This is a genomic window from Nostoc favosum CHAB5714 (genome assembly GCF_020829495.1).
GTDB lineage: Bacteria > Cyanobacteriota > Cyanobacteriia > Cyanobacteriales > Nostocaceae > Nostoc > Nostoc favosum.
This window is the reverse complement of the sequence record NZ_JAIVFQ010000044.1, coordinates 1-19,364: the sequence shown is the minus strand read 5'-3', so window position 1 is coordinate 19,364 and position 19,364 is coordinate 1. Positions and strand designations below refer to the sequence as shown.

Below are 19,364 nucleotides of genomic sequence, written 5' to 3'. Positions count from 1 at the left end.
AAATAGGGGAGGTAAAAATGGAACATATTATCATTGTTGGAGCTGGACTTGTAGGTTCCTTGCTCTCTGTATACTTGGCGCGTGCTGGCTTTAAGGTCAGTGTATATGAGCGAAATTCAGATCCACGCCAGATCAACTTGCAATCAGGTCGCTCTATAAACATAACTCTGTCTGAGCGGGGATTTCAAGCACTGGATGCTGTAGGTGCGGGTGAATTAGTGCGCGAGTTATGCATTCCTGTCTATGGCAGAATTATGCATACCCAGGATGACAATCTAATTTATCAGCCCTACGGCAACAATAAAGAAGCCATCTATTCCATCGGACGTGAGGACTTGAATAAGGCGCTTCTTAGTTTTGCAGAAAAGCATGAAAATATCGAATTTTCTTTCAATCAAAAATGTATCGATATTGATTTGCCAACAGCTACGCTGAAATCGCAAAACTTAAAAACAGGGGAAATTACTCAGGTTCAAGCAGATAGAATTTTTGCTGCCGATGGAGCTTATTCTCCTATACGATACAAGATGCAGCGATTGAAACGCTTCAATTATTCCCAGGAATATCTTGATCAGGGATATAAAGAGATTATGATCCCTGCTCGTGATGATAGCAGTTGGGTACTAGATAAAAATGCCATACATATCTGGCCACGGGACAATTTCATGCTGATCGGTTTTCCCAATCTAGATAAAAGTTTTACCCTATCATTGCACCTGCCCTATGAAGGGGACATTTCTCATGATTCCACTGCATCACCCGACGCTTTCCGAAATCTTTTTGAAACCTATTTTCCCGATATATGGTCACTAGTAGAACCCAACCTGACAGATTATTTTAAGAAACCAGTGGAAGCAATGATTACTATTAAATGTTTCCCCTGGAGCTATCAGGATAAGGTTTTACTCATTGGTGATTCTTGCCACGCTATTGTTCCCTCATACGGTCAAGGTGCAAATGCAGGCTTTGAGAATTGCCAGTTGCTCACGAAATGCATTGAACAACATACAGCAGACTGGCAGACAATTTTTAAAGAATATGAGACGCTGCGTAAACCAGATATGGACGCGCTTGCAGATCTCTGCTTAGAACATTTTACTGTACTGAGAAAAATGGTAGGTGATTCCAAGTTTTTGGAGCGAACGAAAATCGAAAGAAAGTTACAGGAAATGAATTCTGAATTTGCATCTCTGTACTACAATATTTCCTTCACATGTATGTCATATTCAGAAGCATTAAGGACTGAGCGAACGCATCAAGACATGATTAGCCAGATTGCAGAGAATAATATGAAATGGGAAATATTTGTGCAACCAGATCGCACATCTCCATCGAATATGGTGTCTACCCGCTCCTCGTAGATGTTTTTAACTTTAGAGATAAATCAGGTTTTGAATAATTTTCCTTAAGTATTTCCATTGCCCAAATTGTCAAATTACTGGCATAACAAGACCACAGTTGAACGCTAACTGCCCACCATCAGGTAACACCTTTTGCTGGTCAACCTTTATTTGTTAATGAATACCACAGAAATCATCATGTCTCAAACAGAAACTATTAACCAAAACAACCAAATGCACCTCCCTACAAAACTGCTGCAAATGCTCACTGGTACGTGGGTAACACAATCAATCCACGTAGCAGCTAAACTAGGCATTTCCGACTTACTTAAAGACGGTGCAAAAAGCAGTGATGAACTAGCAAAATTAACTGATGTTGATGCCAAATCTTTATATCGGTTACTGCGTGCTTTATCCAGTGTTGGTATATTTGCTGAAAGTGAGAATCGACAATTTCAACTGACACCCCTTGCAGAATATCTTCAGACTGATGTTCCTGGTTCAATGCGTGCTTTTGCGATTTATCTTGGTGAGTCGTGGCGCTTACCAGTGTGGGGAGACATCCTTAATAGCGTCAAAACTGGAAAAAGTGCGTTTGAAAATGTCTACGGGATGGGAATAGTACCGTATTTAGAACAGCACCCGGAAACCGCACAAATCTTAAACGAGGCGATGACCAGTTTTACCTTATCAAGTATCTCTGCGGTAGTTGCTAGCTATGACTTTTCGTCTACCAGTCAAATCGTTGACGTTGGCGGCGGACACGGTATTCTCATTGCCGAAATCCTCAAGGCGAACCCAACAATGAAAGGAATTCTCTTCGACCGACCATCTGTAGTCGAAGGAGCAGAGCATCTTCTCAAAGGCAAAGACGTTGCACAACGCTGTGAAATTGTAGGTGGAAACTTCTTTGAGTTGGTGCCCAGTGATGGTGATGTCTACATTCTCAAGGGGGTGATCCACGACTGGAATAGTGAGCATGCTATAACCATCCTCAAAAACTGCCACCAGGCGATGGCAGAAAATGGTAAGCTCCTACTTTTAGAGACTGTGATTCCACCCGCCAACCACCCATCCTTTAGTAAATTGCTCGATCTGGAAATGCTATTGATAGGTGGTGGTAGTGAGCGCACAGAAACGGAATATCGAGAGCTTTTAGCTGCTGCTGGCTTTATGCTAACGAAGGTTGTCAATACCCAGTCTCCTATAGATATTATCGAAGCCGTGAAAGTTTAGAATATCGGTCTACTAAATAATAGGTAGTAGATTTGTACCTTGGAGGAGTGAAGCCAACATAGTAGAAAAACTAAAGTTTGAAGCAGAGCTTATTCACAGGTCTGCTTTTCTCCTCCAATAGAAGCTACCTACTTCTTGAATCCAAGTCTCATATCGCTACAGGCTTCACATCTACTCAGTTGAACTCACGTAAAATTGTTCCCAAGTTGATGACTAAGAAAATAGGATAAATAATGATGGTTATACTTTCAGAAAAATCCGCGTCACAAACCATTATCAAACTGCCAAATAGACCACCCGAACCAAGATGGCTGCAGACTATTTGGGCAATTCTCAGACCAATCAATTATCTCGAAACAATGCAAAAACGCTATGGGGACATTTTTTTTGCTCCTCTATTTGGAGCTTTCCCTCCACAAGTGATTATCAGCAATCCCCAAGCAATTCAAGAAATTTTTACCACTGATTCTTGCTTGTTTAAATCAGTTTCGCAAGAAAACCAAATAATACAACCTATTGTAGGGTCTAACTCATTAATGTTGCTAGATGGTGAGCACCACTTACAAAAGCGTAAGCTTTTAATACCTCCCTTTCATGGAGAAGGAATGCGGGCTTATGGTAGAATAATTTGTGACATTGCCGAGCAAGCAATGAGCCAGATCACTGTTGGACAATCATTTATAGTTTGCTCAATGATGCAAGAGATTTCATTAAAAGTAATTTTACGCACTATTTTTGGACTAAAGGAAGGAGAACGTTATCAACAGATTAGAAACTATCTAACGGATATTTTGAATTCTTTTCATTCTCCTTTAAAAGTAGTTTTGCTTTTTTTTCGCTCGCTGCAACATGATTTAGGACCATTAACCCCTTGGGGGAACTTCCTGCGACAAAGGCAACGACTTGATGAACTGCTTTACCAAGAAATTTCTGAGCGTCGCACTCAAGCTAAATCTATAGGTGAAGATGTCCTGAGCTTATTACTATCAGCTCGTGACGAAGTTGGGCAACCGATGACAGATGTTGAATTGCGCGATCAATTGATGACCTTGCTGTTTGCTGGACATGAAACCACATCATCCGCTCTTGCATGGAGTTTGTACTGGATTCACTATATGCCAGAAGTCAGAGAAAAACTATTGCAAGAACTTAACTCCATTGATGTAAAGAATGCAGATCCGATGGAAATTTCTCAACTGCCCTATTTAAATGCTGTTTGCTGTGAAACTTTGCGGATTTATCCAGTCTTTTCCTTTAGTTTTCCGCGAATTTTGCAAACCTCTATGCAACTGATGGGTTACAATTTACCAAAAGGAATGACGCTGTCTCCGTGTATTTATTTAACCCATAATCGACCAGATATTTATCCTGAACCCAAGCGTTTTAACCCAGAGCGGTTTCTAGAATGTAAGTTTTCTCCTTATGAATACTTGCCCTTTGGTGGTGGTAACCGTCGCTGTCTTGGCATGGCATTTGCCATGTTTGAAATGAAATTGGTACTGGCAAGTTTGTTATCCCGCTACACATTCACACTGGCTGAAAAGCGTCCTTTGCTACCTGTACGTCGTGGCATCCACACTGCACCTGCTAAGGGTGTGCATTTAGTGGTGAAAAGTAAAGTCTGACAGATACTTTACTACAGGCTATTTCATTAAAAAATAAGTCTACTTAGTTAGAGTATGTCTGAGAAGTAAAAAAGCTCTCCAAGCTTAACTTCCGTTCAACTTTTCAGGTAGGAGCAAGTACACATAATAAAACTTCTGTCAATGTGTAAGTCCTACAAGTTCTGAGACAATAAAGTGGGTATTGCCCAGACTGAAACAACATTAGAAAGGTATTCTCTATGAGCAACAAGATTTGTGCTGTGGTAGGCGTAGGACCTGGATTAGGATTTGCAATTGCAAAGAAGTTTGGTCGTGAGGGTTATCAAATTGCACTGTTAGCACGACGCTTAGATAAATTAGAAGATTACAAAAAAGGACTCGAAGATATAGGAGTCAATACCCACGGTTTTTGTGCAGATGCATCCGACTGTTCATCTTTGGAGACTGCTTTCGAGAAAATTCGACAGACTCTTGGTCACCCGGAAGTGCTTGTGTATAATGCTGGCGAGCTTCAGCAAGGTTACCCAACAACCATCACAGCTACAAAGGTTATCCAAGATTTCAAGGTTAATTTGGTAGGGGCTCTTGTATCTGTACAGCAGGTTGTTCCACATATGCGGAAACAGAACAAAGGAACAATTTTGTTATCAGGTGGGGGATCGGCACTAGAACCTTTTCCAGAGGTGGCATCGATGTGTTTAGGTAAAGCTGCCATCCGTAATTTGTCTTTTAGCCTTACTCAGGAGTTGGAGGAGGACGGTGTTCACGTTGCTACTGTAACAATTTGTGGCTTTATTCAACCGGGAACCCGCTTTGATCCAGACAAGATTGCACAGGAGTACTGGAAGCTTCACGCTCAGGAGCAAGGAGCTTGGGAGCGAGAGTACATATACGGTGTTGATTAGTCCCGCAATCAAATTGAAGTGTAAGCCAAAACTAATCAGAATTTGTTGATCCGGTTTTCTCATCTGGAGTACACATTGCATTTGAATCAGCAGAAAGAGCAGCTGACATCATTGATGCATTTTTAAATAACCGGACTATGAAGCCCTTCCAAGACTACGAGAAGTGGGGTAGAAAGGAACATTTTTATGTTGCTACAACTATGAGCTTGTTATATAAAATGCTGAAATACCGAGTTTCCATACAAACCTTTATTAAGCTAAGCGGCAAGTATGGCAACAATTGGAACAATCCCTTCCTCCGGCGCATACTCGTGTGGAACAATGGGTACTATGATAAGTTTTCCTGGTTAGTCAAAAGTGGCTGGGTAATAAGCTATCTCTTCATCTTAATAGGTGTATTTAGAGAAAAGCTTTTAAAAATTTCCGGTTGGGATACCCATGCAGAATTTTGGTCTGAGCCACTATTGACGATCCCAAAAACAGCAGAATTATGGGAAAATAAAAATGGTAGCAACACGTTTTCGTTACCCGCTTCAGACTACACCATTAGTCAAGTATAGTTGCAATCACGAAAAGTGATTGAATCTAATTGCAAGACTTATTTGATACAAAGGTACGTTTGACACTTCAACATTAGTATGTTACGAGCTAAAGTTTCTGCCAGAACCTACCTTCAGTTGACCGAAAACTTTTGTCAGTTAACGCAATAATGAGGGAGGGTTTTAGCCAGTGTTTATGGGACTGACAAAAGCGAACACACGAGAGCTAATTTACAACCTTTGTTGTCAATTTGATGAGGTACCTTATGGCGCAAAATTTGAACTTTGTGAATTGCAGTCAGACCGATGTCTTGATTATTGGTGCAGGTCCTACTGGGTTAACTGTGGCAAACATTTTAGCTCACTACAACATCAACTTCCGGATTATCGACAACAAAAACGGTTCAAGCACCGAGTCAAAAGCACTTGCGGTTCATGCGGGAACACTCGAACTATGGGACAAGCTGCGAATTGCTGATAAAGCTATTGAGCAGGGACAGAAAGCGACCGAAGTACATCTTTTAATTAGAGGAAAACCTGCAAGATGTGGTTTGCCTTTACTACCACTGACAAAAATGGCTGAGGGTTTTACTCCATATCCATACTTGCTTGTGCTAGAGCAAAGTAAGACGGAACGGCTTTTGATTGATGCACTTGCTGAGTTCAGCATGCAAGTTGAGTGGCGGACGGAACTTCTCAAATTGACACAGACATCTGATGAGACAACTGCTATCATTCGGCATGATGACGGCAGTGAGGAGACGATCGCAGCCAAGTGGGTTGTCGGCGCAGATGGTGCCAGCAGTACTGTGCGTTATGAACTAAATTTGGAATTTAAGGGTAGTACCTATGGTCAGATGTTTTGTCTTGCAGATATCGAGATGACTTGGTCACTAGATCGTGATAAGTACTACGCCAACCTCTACCGGCAGGGAATGTTTGCTTTCTTCCCAATGGTCGGCAAAAACCATTACCGCCTGATCGCTACCGTTCCGCCTGAACTTGCTGCAAAGGAAAAAATTAGCGTTGAGGATATCCAAGCGACTTTGGATAAACATAGTGGTTTGAACATCAAGGTTCATAGTGCCAATTGGATTTCACGGTACAAGATTCACAGTCGTATAGTTGAGCGTTTTCGAGTTAGACGCTGCTTTTTAGCTGGAGATGCTGCTCACATCCACAGTCCCGCTGGTGGACAGGGAATGAATCTTGGCATTGGAGATGCATTCAACTTAGGTTGGAAGCTAGCTCTTGTCGTCAGAGGCGAAACACATTCCAGTTTGTTAGAAAGTTACGAAACTGAGCGTATGCCAATTTCCTACACCATCCTTAATGGAACGGATAAAGGCTTTATCTTTCAGTCTACAAGTAACCCTTTGCTGCAACAGTTGCGATTGTGGATTGGTCATTACCTACCGGCTTTGATGACACGTACAGGTCTCATAAAGAAGTTTTTAAAGCTAATCATGCAATTATGGATTCACTATCGAACGAGCCCGATTGTCCACCAGTTTCCTGAAATCAAAAAAAATACCAACATTGTGCAAGCAGGCGATCGCGCTCCCTACGACTTTTTAAAAAACAATGCAAACAACCCTGTAAGCATCTTTAGCCTTCTGAAGGTGACAGGACATCAACTGCTCGTCTTTGAAGGGCTGTGGTCTGAGGAACAGTTTGAGGATCTGGAGTCGAAACTTCGGGTATTGATTGCTCACTACTCACCTAGTATTTGCATCCATCTAATTGGCAAGGAGCACCACAGCTTACACAAGAGCTATAACGTTAATAATACCTCAACGCTATTCCTGATCCGACCAGATGGATATATCGCTTACCGAGGTCAGGCAAACGCCTTAAATGAGTTTGCAGCGTACTTAGACACATTGTTTACCAAGCATGAGGTTGCAAGTATCACTGATGATAGCTGTAGTACATCAATGGTTAATCGCTAATAAAACAGGGCAATTAGCAATCTAAAAAATCAACTCCAGAATATGTATAAAGCATGACTAATCTTTACTCTAAAGTTCGAGTCGTTGTTGTAGGGGGTGGACTTGCCGGACACAAAATTGCTTTCCACCTCCAGAACAAAGCTCAGGTGACACTGATTGATCCCAAGGATTTTTTTGAAATCCCGATGGCAGTTCCCCGACTCTTTGTCGAACCATCAAGAGCAAAAGATGCCGTTATTCCATATACAGAATTCCTGCCTCAAGTTACCCACATTCAGGGGAAGGCAGTGAATGCCACGCCTGCATATGTTGTTGTTGAATCAATTAAAGGAGACAACGCCATTGTTAAAGTCGAGTACGACTACTTAGTGCTGGCAACTGGCTCTAACTACTTTGACGATTCGGTGAAAGCGCACCTGGGGACAACAGAACAAAGGAGAAATTACTTTTTTTCAGTAAACGAGCAACTTACCATCGCTCAGAAAATTCTCATTGTGGGTGGTGGTCCAGTTGGTGTGGAAATCGCCGGAGAAATTGTCGAAGACTATCCTGGCAAACAGGTGACATTGGTTCAGAAGACTCCCTATTTACTACCTGATACCTCAAAAAAACCACAAGAAGATGCAGCTCAGTTTCTGCAAAACAAAGGTGTCCGCCTAATTTTTGAAGAAAAGGTTGTTCATACAGATTGCGACGAGACCGCTAAAACCAAAGTTGCCATCACCGACCAAGGAACTCAAATTGAGTACAACATGCTTTTTTGGTGTACCGGGGCTACTTCAGACACATCATACATAAAGGAGTACTTTAAAGATGCTTTGGATGAGGCTGGTAGGGTTAGGGTGAACGAGAACTTGAGTGTTGTGGGCTATGACAACATATTTGCTGTTGGTGACATCATAGCACTTCCAGAAAACAAGCTAGGTTTGCTGGCTGATAAGCACGCCACAGTAGTTATCAAAAACCTTGAGAAGCTTCTTATGAATCCATCAATTCAACCCTCAAAGTTAAAAAAGTACAAACCAGCCATTGGCAGTCAGGTAATGATTGTTACCTTAGGAAGGAATCACGGTGTCGGACATTTTCCCTTTGAAATCTTCGGAAGCAACTGGATAGCCAAGATAATTAAGTCTAAAGACATGCTGGTGTCAATGTATCGAAAAGGAATCAATTTGAAGTAGTTTATGCTGACCAAGGTTATCTATACTCAGTTTTCCACAGACATTATCGAGGTTGTGAAAGTCTAGAAGTTATCATGGTTAACCGACACGGTTAAACTGAAATTTCCCTCCCAGTCGGAGATGGTGTTCTTTAAATAGTTTGAGAGAATTCCCCAATGTTTGATACTCATTGCTACACAACTAAAGGTGGAGTGTGCATATCTCGCTCCATCACTGAGACACTGATCGAAACTGCGATTGATGAAGTCTTATCACGTATTGATTCTCAACGTGGAGGTTTATTTTCCAGTAGCTACGAATATCCTGGAAGATATAAAAGATGGGCGATAGGTTTTGTTAATCCACCCTTAGAACTCGTTACTACTGACAACTTTTTTACACTTACAGCTCATAATGATCGCGGTGTAGTACTATTGCAGTATTTAGCAGAGCGTTTGTTTGGGCGATCGCAACTCCAGATAATTAATTGGGAAACAAAGCATTTATCTGGATTAATTCGACCAACAGAACATTTATTTTCCGAAGAAGAGCGCAGCAAACAACCCTCTGTCTTCAACATCGTTCGGGAAATCTTATCTGCTTTTGAGAGTCCAGAAGATCAACATTTAGGGCTGTATGGTGCATTTGGCTACGATTTGGTTTTCCAATTTGAACCAATGCCAAAGCAGCTTGAACGTTCTGCCGATCAGAGGGATATGTTGTTATATCTACCTGATGAACTGTTAATTGTTGACTACTACCTGCAACGTGCATTCAGAGTGCAGTATGAATTTGAGACTAAGCATGGTAGTACTAGAGGTTTGCCAAAGAGTGGTGAAATCATTGATTACAAAGGGAAATCCCATACCCCCACTCAACCCTGTGATCACAAACCTGACGAGTATGCTCTTCAAGTTGAGAAAGCACTTGATTATTTCCGTCGAGGTGATTTCTTTGAAGTAGTTCCTAGTCAAAACTTCTTTCAAGCCTGCCAAAAGTCCCCAGCAGAACTTTTCCGAAAGTTACAGCAAATAAATCCTAGCCCCTATGGATTTATCTGCAATCTGGGTGGAGAATATTTGATTGGTGCATCTCCAGAAATGTTTGTACGCGTCGAAGGTAAGCGTGTTGAAACTTGCCCAATCAGTGGCACTATCAAGCGTGGAAAAAATGCCATTGAGGATGCGACACAAATTCTTCAGCTGCTCAACTCACGCAAGGAAGAAGCTGAACTGACAATGTGTACTGACGTTGACCGCAACGACAAATCCCGAATCTGCGAACCTGGGTCAGTACGAGTAATTGGCCGCCGCCAAATAGAGTTGTATAGTCATTTGATTCATACAGTAGATCACGTCGAAGGCTTAATCAGACCTGAATTTGATGCCTTGGATGCATTTCTCACTCATCTGTGGGCAGTCACAGTCACAGGAGCGCCCAAAAGAGCAGCAATGCAATTTATTGAACAGCATGAGCGTAGCCCTCGACGTTGGTATGGTGGAGCAGTTGGTTACTTCACTTTCAAAGGCGACTTGAACACCGGTCTGATTCTGCGAACAATCCAGCTTAAAGACTCAATTGCAGAAGTGCGTGCGGGTGCGACAGTTCTTTATGACTCAATTCCAGAAGCCGAAGCCCAAGAAACTATAACTAAAGCAGCAGCTTTGTTTCAAACACTTTACCAGACTCAGCAAGAGTCCAACTTGTCATGCAGTTTAAACCTTAACAATCGAGCTAAAACTGAAACAAACAAGCGTGTCTTATTAATTGACCATGAAGACTCATTTGTACATACACTTGCTAACTATATCCGCTCTTCCGGTGCCACAGTTAAAACACTACGTCATGGCTTCTGTGAACAAATTCTAGATATTGAATCTCCAGACATCGTTGTACTATCTCCTGGCCCTGGTAGACCTAGTGACTTTAATGTGTCCAAAACAGTTGCAAGCTGCATACGTCGAAAAATCCCAATTTTTGGGGTTTGTTTGGGGTTACAAGGAATTGTTGAAGCTTTTGGGGGTGAATTAGGAATTCTTGATTATCCGCAACATGGAAAATCGGCTCGTGTTGTTGTTACAGCTCCAGAATCTGGCATGTTTCAAGGTTTACCCCAATCCTTTGAAGTTGGTAGATATCATTCGTTATTTGCTCTACCCGATCGCCTTCCTCAAGAATTGCAAGTTACAGCTATTTCAGAAGATGGTGTGATTATGGGCATTGAGCATAAAACCCTTCCAATTGCCGCACTTCAATTTCACCCAGAATCTATCATGACTCTTTCTGGTGAAGTAGGTCTATCAATTATTAAGAATGTCGTGCGTATGTACACACGAGAGTGCAACTTCTCACATCCACACCCTAGCTATCTAATTGGTATACAAAGCAGGTAAGGTGATATTGCAGCTACCAGCAGTAAAAAATTAGTGATAGTAAAATCGCCTCGCCATCGCCCACAACGAAAATTCAGTCATACTAAACGAATAATTTTAGAATGTTCGCTCATCGAGTGTGTGCATTGTGGGGCAGAATTAGCGCTACGCAGACCAAGACACATGCGTAAAACCGTTCAAACAATGGATGGTGCAGTATTTGTGGCAGGCAAGAGTAAAGAATGTACCAATTCCAGTTGCACACATTTTGGTAAACATTACTACGCAACTGGCGTACTAAAATACAGCTTACCTTACAGTACATACGGGCTAGACGTGCTGGCAAGATGTACTGGATTTATACAATGAGCCTTATGATCCTAAACGCCCTGTAGTCTGCTTTGATGTTGCGAAGCTTCCCGAAGGGTACGTCCCTACCAATTAGTAGAAGAAGTAAGACTTCCTTTGCCACCAGAGCCGGAGCAGCCTGAACGTTATGATTTTGAATACAAACGCAACGGTACAGTAAATTTATTTGCTTGTTTTCAACCTTTAGCAGGGTGGCGACATATCGAAGTTACAGAACGTCGAACTAAAGCCGATTTCGCTAAACAAATGAAAGATTTAGTAGATGTTTATTACCGAGAGGCTGATGTAATCCGTTTAGTAGTTGATAATCTTAATATTCATACTCCAAGTGCATTATATGAAGTTTTCCCACCACAAGAAGCACGTTGAATTATTCAAAAGTTAGAGTTTCACTATACTCCTAAACACGCTTCTTGGTTGAATCAAGTAGAAATTGAATTATCTGTTTTATCTCGCCAATGTTTAGAACGGCGTATTCCTAATGCAGAAACATTAACTTCTGAGATTGCCGCTTGGGAAAAACAACGTAATCAACAAAAGTCCAGTGTCTATTGGGCTTTTCAAACCAAAGATGCTCGCCGAAAAATGCAGCGTTTATATCCGAATCTTACCTAGCAAAGTTGCTTTGGTAGACTACTAGCCATTCACTTACTTTGTTATACAAACTATGAGGACAACCTCTATTTCTCATTGCTTCGAGACTTTACGGAATCGCAATCAGTGCGCCTTAATTCCCTTTCTCACGGCTGGCGATCCAGATTTAGAAATAACAGCAGAAGCTTTACGGGTTTTGGATCGTCACGGTGCCGATCTGATTGAGTTGGGTGTTCCCTACTCAGATCCTTTGGCAGATGGGCCTGTAATTCAAGCAGCAGCAACCCGCGCTCTGCAACGGGGCATTCGCTTAGATCAAGTTCTGGAAATGGTTCGGACTGTTAGTCCCAGCCTCAAAACACCTTTAATCTTATTTACTTACTACAACCCCATTTTGAACCGAGGTGTTGAGCAGTTCTTGCAACAAATAGCTCAAGCAGGGATCGCTGGTTTGGTAGTACCTGATTTACCATTGGAGGAAGCAGAAAATTTATTACAGCTAGCCACCAAATATGGTATTGAAGTGATTTTATTGGTAGCTCCTACTAGCTCAGTTGAACGTATTGAAGCGATCGCTCGTCAGTCTCAGGGATTCGTTTACTTAGTCAGTGTCACTGGTGTCACAGGCGTACGCTCCCAACTCCAACTACATGTTAAAGATTTACTCACAGATTTGCATAGTGTCACTGATAAACCTATTGCTGTTGGCTTTGGTATTTCTAGACCTGAACAAGCTCGTCAGGTGATGGATTGGGGCGCAAATGCTGTGATCGTGGGTAGTGCCTTTGTGAAATGTTTGGCTGATGGGACAGCAACTCAAAAACTGTTGGCAGTTGAAAAACTTTGTCGAAGTCTGAAAGCAGCAATTACTGCATCAAATAACTAATCAAGGGGATTTCATCGTGGTCATCACAAAAGATATTTATGCTCTCGATCCCAGAGCAAGCAAACAACCTGATATGTTGGGTCGATTTGGACGTTTTGGAGGCCAGTACGTTCCTGAAACTTTAATGTCAGCACTCAGTGAGCTAGAGAGAGCTTACCAGCACTATCGTACAGTTCCTACTTTCGAATGTGAGTTGCAAAACCTCATGCAGGACTATGTAGGACGACCCAGCCCTCTTTACTTTGCTGAACGTTTAACTGCTCATTATGCCAAACGTGATGGCACAGGGCCACAAATCTACCTCAAACGTGAAGATTTAAACCATACAGGCGCTCACAAAATTAATAACGCTCTAGCTCAGGTGTTATTAGCAAAACGAATGGGCAAAAAACGAATTATTGCAGAGACAGGTGCAGGTCAGCATGGAGTTGCTACAGCCACAGTTTGCGCTCGCTTTGGTTTAGACTGCGTAATCTATATGGGTATCCATGATATGGAGCGGCAAGCTCTAAATGTGTTTCGGATGAAGTTGATGGGGGCAGAAGTTCGTCCTGTAGAAGCAGGAACAGGAACTTTAAAAGATGCTACTTCCGAAGCAATCCGAGATTGGGTAACTAATGTCGAAACTACTCATTACATTCTCGGTTCTGTTGCTGGGCCTCATCCTTATCCGATGATGGTGCGTGACTTTCAGGCTGTGATTGGACAGGAAACTCGCACTCAGTGTCAAGAGAAATGGGGAGGACTACCAGATATTCTCCTGGCTTGTGTAGGAGGCGGTTCCAATGCCATCGGACTTTTCCACGAGTTTGTTGATGAACCAAGTGTGCGACTGATTGGAGTAGAAGCAGCAGGTCAAGGCGTTAACTCCCAAAAACATGCTGCTACTCTCACTCGCGGACGAGTTGGCGTTTTGCATGGTGCAATGAGCTATTTGCTACAAGATGACGAGGGTCAGATAATTGAGGCACATTCGATTAGCGCTGGACTAGATTATCCTGGTGTGGGGCCTGAGCATAGTTATTTGAAGGACATTGGTCGTGTTGAATACCACAGCATCACCGATCAAGAGGCTTTACAGGCATTCCAGCGTCTTTCGCGGTTAGAGGGAATAATTCCGGCTCTAGAAACTGCCCATGCGATCGCTTACCTAGAAACTCTTTGCCCTGAAATAGAAGGAAGTCCACGAATTATCCTCAGTTGCTCTGGACGAGGAGACAAAGATGTGCATACCGTTATTCAGTTCTTGAATGCTATCTAATTAGGTCACGTTCAAATTAACTCTGTTGTAAAAATTTGGGAAAATTTGAGATGATAGCTGCAATTCCTACAGTAAATGCAGACAATGCATTAACTTCTAATTCTGAAGATTGGTCTACCTTACTGCAACAACTGCTAGACCGTCAGTCGCTTTCTGTACTCCAAGCCAAAAATCTGATGCAAGGTTGGTTAACAGAAGCCATCCCTGTAGCACAATCAGGAGCAATTTTGGCAGCAATTCAAGCCAAGGGAGTAGCTCCTGAAGAGTTGGTTGGTCTATCGCAAGTTTTGCGACAGCAGTCATTACAATTAGGAACCAGTGATGCTATCAACTCCTATCCTTTGATTGACACTTGTGGAACTGGTGGAGATGGAGCCTCAACTTTCAATATTTCTACAGCTGTAGCTTTCGTGGTTGCAGCCGCAGGAATCAAAGTTGCCAAGCATGGCAATCGTTCAGCATCTAGTCAAGCTGGATCGGCGGATGTCCTAGAAAAGCTGGGTCTGAATCTCTATACCAGCAGCGATCGGGTAATCGCAGCACTTGACGAAGTTGGGATAACGTTTTTATTTGCACCAACATGGCATCCTGCTTTCAAGGTGGTGTCACCTCTGCGTAAAACGTTGAAAATCCGTACTGTCTTTAACCTATTAGGCCCTTTACTCAATCCTTTACCACTTACAGGGCAAGTTATCGGAGTTTATAATCCTAACTTAATGAACACAATCGCTGAGGCATTAAATCAACTAGGCACTCGCCGAGCGATCGTTCTTCATGGACGTGAAAAACTGGATGAGGCAGGACTAGCAGATTTGACTGACATGGTTGTGTTGGCAGACAAACAACTACATCAGGTAACTTTGAATCCTCAAGATTTGGGATTACAACCTGCTGCAACTGCTCAGTTAGCAGGTGGAAATGCCAAGGAAAATGCTGAAATTATCAAAGCTGTACTTCAAGGAAAAGGCACTCAGGCGCAGCAAGATGTTGTGGCTTTGAACGCAGCGCTAGCTTTACAGGTTGGCGAGGCGATCGCTTCCACAGATGAAATTAACTTCTATGCAAAAAGGGTGGCTCTTGCTAAAGACATCCTACAAAGTGGAGAAGCCTGGATGAAGTTAGAACAGTTAATCCGAATTCTGCATTAGGTACAAAAAGTATCTACATACTTTACAAACGTAAAATTCACTGCGTTTGAATTTATATTGGTTGATTTCTTTGACTTTTTTCTCGTTTGACAAAATACTTCATGAAACCTTTAGGAGCAATATTCTCATGGCACAGAATATAAAGAACATTGTAATCGTTGGTGGTGGTTCTGCTGGTTGGATGACCGCAGCATATTTGAGCAAGGCTTTGGACAAAAATGTTCAGATTACCTTAATTGAGTCATCTAACATCACAACAGTTGGAGTTGGTGAAGCGACCTTCAGCACCATTAAGCTGTTCTTTGATTTTCTCGGTTTGCAAGAACACGAATGGATGCCAAAATGCAATGCTACTTATAAAATGGCAATTAAGTTTGTCAACTGGAACTCTCAAGGACAATACTTTTACCATCCTTTTCAAAGATATGAAACGGTAGATGGTTTTGATATCTCCGAATGGTGGCTAAAAACAAAGAGACATGAAACACCATTTGATTATTCCTGCTTTATGATTCCTTTGTTATGCGATCTGAAGCGCTCTCCCAAACATTTTAACGGAGAAGTTTTTGACAATAAAGCTCAAGATTTGTTTACTCAAGAGATTACCACTCAGAAAAATGTCTTGGCTGATTTAAAAGCTCAGTACCCTTACGCCTATCATTTTGATGCCAACTTACTTGCAAGATTCTTAAAAGATTATGGGAAGCAGAGAGGTGTAAGACAGATTGTTGATGACGTAGTTGACGTTCATTTAGGCGAAGATGGCAGTATAGATTATGTCAAAACCAAAGAACATGGGACTATTAAAGGTGATTTGTTTATAGATTGTACTGGCTTTCGTGGTTTATTAATCAATAAAGCTCTTGGTGAACCATTCATTTCCTTCTCGGAGTCGCTACTGTGCGATAGTGCGATCGCTATGCAAATACCCACTGATATCAAGAAAAATGGAATCAATCCTTATACAACAGCAACTGCGCTCTCATCTGGTTGGGTCTGGAACATACCTCTGTATGGAAGAGTTGGGACAGGGTATGTTTACTCAAGTGCGTTTATCTCTAAAGAAGAGGCGGAAACTGAATTTAGACAGCACTTGGGAGAAGCTGTCAATGATTGCAGAGCCTCACATATCAAGATGAGAATTGGTAGAAACAGGAACTCATGGGTGAAGAACTGTGTAGCTATTGGTCTTTCTAGTGGTTTTGTTGAACCACTAGAGTCTACCGGCATATTCTTTATTCAGCATGGTATTGAAGAGTTGGTCAACAACTTACCAGACACTTCCTTTAATGAGGATGTAATTAAAAACTACAACAAAACTGTTGCTAATTGCATAGATGGTGTTCGAGACTTCTTGACACTTCATTATTGTGCTAGTAATAGAGCAGACACAGAGTTCTGGAAGGCAAGCAAGCGCGACATCGTAATTTCTGAAGAACTGCAAGAAAGATTGAGATTGTGGAAGAGTAGACTACCAAACAGCAAGAGCATCAATCCGAACTATCACGGTTTTGAGTCTTATTCCTATTCTGTAATGTTGTTAGGGCTAAATTACCTACCTGAAAACAATTTACCTGTTTTGAATCATATTGAAGACCAAAAAGCCATAGCAACATTTGATGCAATTAAGGAAAGAACAGATTACCTTAGTGCTACATTGCCATCTCAATATGAATACTTAACTTACGTGATCAAGTCTCAAGAACAGTCTGAGTATCTTAGCGAAAATGACTTAGTTCGCTCTTTGGTTACGACTTAAGTGTATTAAGCTCTTTATGGTCTAACATTACATGTTAATCATGCTGCTCTGTGAAATGCTCGGTCATTTCATAGAGCCTCTCTCGGTGTTCCATCGACATCAGAGAATCTATAAGGCTCGAATCAAATGCAATGTATTTTAGAGAATTAGTACTAATCATCTCAGGAGATTTAAACCATGTACAAAATCGTTACAATTTCTGGTAATTCTTCTCTTACTTCTCGCTCTGCTGCAATATTAAACTATGCTCAAAAACTTTGTACCAAACATAAAATTGAAATAGCATCTATTACAGTACGCGATCTCCCCCCAGAGGATTTGATTTACGGAAACTTTGAGAGTCCAGAGGTGAAGAAACTACAGCTTCTCGTTGGGCAAGCAGAGGCAGTAATTATTTCTACACCTGTTTACAATTCCTCCTACACAGGAATACTAAAAGCTTTGCTAGATTTAATGCCTCAGTATGCTTTTGGTGGTAAAACTATCCTGCCAATTGTTACAGGTGGATCAATCAATCACTTGCTGTCAATTGACTATGCGATTAAGCCTCTGTTCTCAGCAATGGGAGCTACTCACATTCTCAAGGGAGTTTACGTCGTCAGTTCACAAATTCAGTTCAATGAGCAGAAAGAAATCCAATTAGATAGCGATATTGAGCAGAGATTAAAAGCTTCTATTCAAGAACTTGTTAATACTTTGACGCACAAGCAATTGGTAGCAGTGTAGTTTTCTTGACCAGAAAAAGGCAGAGGGCAGGAGGCAGAAGTAAAGAATTTATTTTCCCTCTGCCAATATGATTAATTGCTAATGATGATATTGGTAAACCCGCCCCTAAAAGTTCAAAAATTAAATATCAGTTTTATGGTACATTCAGAAAAAATAATATGTAGTCATGAACAAAATAGCAAATTTTACTAATAATGTATGGGTAACTTACTCTACTTCTGCTGCTTACACACCAACTGTTGTTGCTCTTGGAAAGTTTGACGGTCTGCATTGTGGCCATCAACAAGTCATTCAACCTATTTTGAATCACATTAGAACGCAGGAGTTAGGAAAGAAAAGCCGATCGCTTGCTAAAGAACATATTTACCCTACAGTTGTCACTTTTAATCCGCATCCACAAGAGTTTTTTACGGGAAAACCTTGGTCTTTACTGACACCCTTACAAGAGAAAGTGCAACAGCTACAAAATTGTGGTATAGAACAGCTAGTATTATTACCTTTTGATAAAGAATTAACTGCTTTAAGTCCGCAAGATTTTGTAGAAAAGATTTTGGTGCAACAGCTAAAAGCTCAAATGATCAGTGTAGGAGAGGACTTTCGCTTTGGAAAGCACCGTAGCGGAACTACTAGTGATTTACAGGATATCGCAGCTAAATTTGATATTCCTGTTGTCATTGTTCCTAATTACTCTTTTCAAGGCGAGCGTATTAGCAGTTCCTCTATTCGCCAAGCCTTAGCTAAAGGTGACATCCACCGTGCTAAGGTACTACTAAACTATCCTTATAATTTCACAGGAAAAGTTGTTAAAGCACAGCAGTTGGATAGAACCATCGGCTTTTCCCCTGCTAATATTCAACTAACAGCTAACAAGTTGCTACCTCGGCATGGTGTATATGCGGTGCGAGTATTCATTGTAAATGAGACTGTAGATGCTTCATCTTTATCTAACCACCTTTTGCCTATAGGTGTAGGAGTTATGAATGTTGCTCATCATTTAATAGTCAATGATACCTATCCATCTGTAGAAGTACACCTATTGGACTGGTTAGGCGATTTGTGTGACAAGACATTAACAGTACAATTAGAAGAATTTTTACGACCAGAGCAAAAGTTCTCCTCCTTAGAAACCCTCAAAGCACAGATTACAGCCGACTGTGCCAAAGCCAGATATCTATTGTTGCGATCAACTAATTTAGAGAAATTCGCAGGCTGATAAGCTGTAATGCTTACTGGGTAAGGGTCTTATGCCACATTCAACTTCAATGAGCAATGGAGAGACTTAAGTTTATTCTTAACTTACTGTTCTTGAATGCAAAAAATTTTGCAAGTGGTTAGTATAAACTTAATTGCTCAAAAGCCAGGGGTTTTGGGATGAATCTATGTGATGGCGTAGAGCTGGCGAAGCTGTCACCAAGTGCAAACTAAACGGTTTAGTTTAAAAGACGATAAAACTTGATTTAAGTAACTCTAGTTAAAAGTAATAAATAATACTAAAACTAACGGTAAAGGCTTT

General features: G+C 41.4%; 15 protein-coding genes and 1 pseudogene. All 16 read left to right on the top strand.

Going from position 1 to position 19,364, the window contains the following annotated elements:
- Nucleotides 1-17 precede the first annotated feature (17 nt).
- The 16 genes and pseudogenes from LC586_RS23625 to LC586_RS23550 all read left to right on the top strand — a co-directional run bounded on the left by LC586_RS23625 (nucleotide 18) and on the right by LC586_RS23550 (nucleotide 19,064).
- Nucleotides 18-1,361, top strand: a complete 1,344-nt coding sequence (locus tag LC586_RS23625) for an FAD-dependent oxidoreductase (protein WP_229487095.1) — start codon at nucleotides 18-20, stop codon at nucleotides 1,359-1,361.
- Between the two features lie 177 nt (nucleotides 1,362-1,538).
- Nucleotides 1,539-2,576, top strand: a complete 1,038-nt coding sequence (locus LC586_RS23620) for a methyltransferase (RefSeq protein WP_229487094.1) — start codon at nucleotides 1,539-1,541, stop codon at nucleotides 2,574-2,576.
- A gap of 236 nt (nucleotides 2,577-2,812) precedes the next feature.
- A complete protein-coding gene (locus tag LC586_RS23615; protein WP_229487126.1) occupies nucleotides 2,813-4,201 on the top strand; it encodes a cytochrome P450 in 1,389 nt (462 codons plus the stop codon).
- Nucleotides 4,202-4,419: 218 nt separating this feature from the next.
- A complete protein-coding gene (locus LC586_RS23610) occupies nucleotides 4,420-5,085 on the top strand; it encodes an SDR family NAD(P)-dependent oxidoreductase (protein ID WP_229487093.1) in 666 nt (221 codons plus the stop codon).
- Between the two features lie 137 nt (nucleotides 5,086-5,222).
- Nucleotides 5,223-5,645 (top strand): hypothetical protein, encoded by a 423-nt coding sequence (locus tag LC586_RS23605; RefSeq protein ID WP_229487092.1) that lies wholly within the window; start codon nucleotides 5,223-5,225, stop codon nucleotides 5,643-5,645.
- A gap of 245 nt (nucleotides 5,646-5,890) precedes the next feature.
- Entirely contained in the window at nucleotides 5,891-7,576 is a 1,686-nt protein-coding gene (locus LC586_RS23600) for an FAD-dependent monooxygenase (protein WP_229487091.1), read from the top strand.
- 53 nt (nucleotides 7,577-7,629) lie between these two features.
- Nucleotides 7,630-8,757: an NAD(P)/FAD-dependent oxidoreductase gene (locus LC586_RS23595; protein WP_229487090.1), complete on the top strand. Its 1,128-nt coding sequence runs from the start codon at nucleotides 7,630-7,632 to the stop codon at nucleotides 8,755-8,757.
- Between the two features lie 155 nt (nucleotides 8,758-8,912).
- On the top strand, nucleotides 8,913-11,129 hold the full coding sequence (locus LC586_RS23590) for an anthranilate synthase (RefSeq protein WP_229487089.1): 2,217 nt from the start codon (nucleotides 8,913-8,915) through the stop codon (nucleotides 11,127-11,129).
- Between the two features lie 162 nt (nucleotides 11,130-11,291).
- Nucleotides 11,292-11,477, top strand: a complete 186-nt coding sequence (locus LC586_RS23585) for a hypothetical protein (RefSeq protein WP_229487088.1) — start codon at nucleotides 11,292-11,294, stop codon at nucleotides 11,475-11,477.
- 96 nt (nucleotides 11,478-11,573) lie between these two features.
- Nucleotides 11,574-12,092, top strand: a pseudogene (locus LC586_RS23580) (IS630 family transposase).
- Between the two features lie 52 nt (nucleotides 12,093-12,144).
- Entirely contained in the window at nucleotides 12,145-12,957 is an 813-nt protein-coding gene (gene trpA / locus LC586_RS23575) for a tryptophan synthase subunit alpha (RefSeq protein WP_229487087.1), read from the top strand.
- A 73-nt stretch (nucleotides 12,958-13,030) separates the two neighbouring features.
- Nucleotides 13,031-14,218, top strand: coding sequence for a tryptophan synthase subunit beta (gene trpB / locus LC586_RS23570; protein WP_229487125.1), 1,188 nt, complete (start codon nucleotides 13,031-13,033; stop codon nucleotides 14,216-14,218).
- 50 nt (nucleotides 14,219-14,268) lie between these two features.
- The gene (gene trpD, locus LC586_RS23565) at nucleotides 14,269-15,366 is read left to right on the top strand and encodes an anthranilate phosphoribosyltransferase (RefSeq protein WP_229487086.1); all 1,098 of its coding nucleotides are present in this window, start codon (nucleotides 14,269-14,271) and stop codon (nucleotides 15,364-15,366) included.
- 127 nt (nucleotides 15,367-15,493) lie between these two features.
- Nucleotides 15,494-17,125, top strand: coding sequence for a tryptophan halogenase family protein (locus tag LC586_RS23560; RefSeq protein ID WP_229487085.1), 1,632 nt, complete (start codon nucleotides 15,494-15,496; stop codon nucleotides 17,123-17,125).
- 177 nt (nucleotides 17,126-17,302) lie between these two features.
- Entirely contained in the window at nucleotides 17,303-17,851 is a 549-nt protein-coding gene (ssuE, locus tag LC586_RS23555) for an NADPH-dependent FMN reductase (RefSeq protein ID WP_229487084.1), read from the top strand.
- A 166-nt stretch (nucleotides 17,852-18,017) separates the two neighbouring features.
- A complete protein-coding gene (locus tag LC586_RS23550) occupies nucleotides 18,018-19,064 on the top strand; it encodes a bifunctional riboflavin kinase/FAD synthetase (protein WP_229487083.1) in 1,047 nt (348 codons plus the stop codon).
- Nucleotides 19,065-19,364: the final 300 nt, after the last annotated feature.

Bases quoted from the DNA above. Each gene is read 5' to 3' on its own strand.
- LC586_RS23585 (WP_229487088.1), top strand. From the start codon at position 11,292: ATGCGTAAAACCGTTCAAACAATGGATGGTGCAGTATTTGTGGCAGGC.
- LC586_RS23560 (WP_229487085.1), top strand. From the start codon at position 15,494: ATGGCACAGAATATAAAGAACATTGTAATCGTTGGTGGTGGTTCTGCT.
- trpD (WP_229487086.1), top strand. From the start codon at position 14,269: ATGATAGCTGCAATTCCTACAGTAAATGCAGACAATGCATTAACTTCT.
- LC586_RS23595 (WP_229487090.1), top strand. From the start codon at position 7,630: ATGACTAATCTTTACTCTAAAGTTCGAGTCGTTGTTGTAGGGGGTGGA.
- LC586_RS23605 (WP_229487092.1), top strand. From the start codon at position 5,223: ATGAAGCCCTTCCAAGACTACGAGAAGTGGGGTAGAAAGGAACATTTT.
- trpB (WP_229487125.1), top strand. From the start codon at position 13,031: ATGTTGGGTCGATTTGGACGTTTTGGAGGCCAGTACGTTCCTGAAACT.
- LC586_RS23620 (WP_229487094.1), top strand. From the start codon at position 1,539: ATGTCTCAAACAGAAACTATTAACCAAAACAACCAAATGCACCTCCCT.
- trpA (WP_229487087.1), top strand. From the start codon at position 12,145: ATGAGGACAACCTCTATTTCTCATTGCTTCGAGACTTTACGGAATCGC.
- ssuE (WP_229487084.1), top strand. From the start codon at position 17,303: ATGTACAAAATCGTTACAATTTCTGGTAATTCTTCTCTTACTTCTCGC.
- LC586_RS23625 (WP_229487095.1), top strand. From the start codon at position 18: ATGGAACATATTATCATTGTTGGAGCTGGACTTGTAGGTTCCTTGCTC.
- LC586_RS23590 (WP_229487089.1), top strand. From the start codon at position 8,913: ATGTTTGATACTCATTGCTACACAACTAAAGGTGGAGTGTGCATATCT.
- LC586_RS23610 (WP_229487093.1), top strand. From the start codon at position 4,420: ATGAGCAACAAGATTTGTGCTGTGGTAGGCGTAGGACCTGGATTAGGA.
- LC586_RS23600 (WP_229487091.1), top strand. From the start codon at position 5,891: ATGGCGCAAAATTTGAACTTTGTGAATTGCAGTCAGACCGATGTCTTG.
- LC586_RS23550 (WP_229487083.1), top strand. From the start codon at position 18,018: ATGAACAAAATAGCAAATTTTACTAATAATGTATGGGTAACTTACTCT.
- LC586_RS23615 (WP_229487126.1), top strand. From the start codon at position 2,813: ATGGTTATACTTTCAGAAAAATCCGCGTCACAAACCATTATCAAACTG.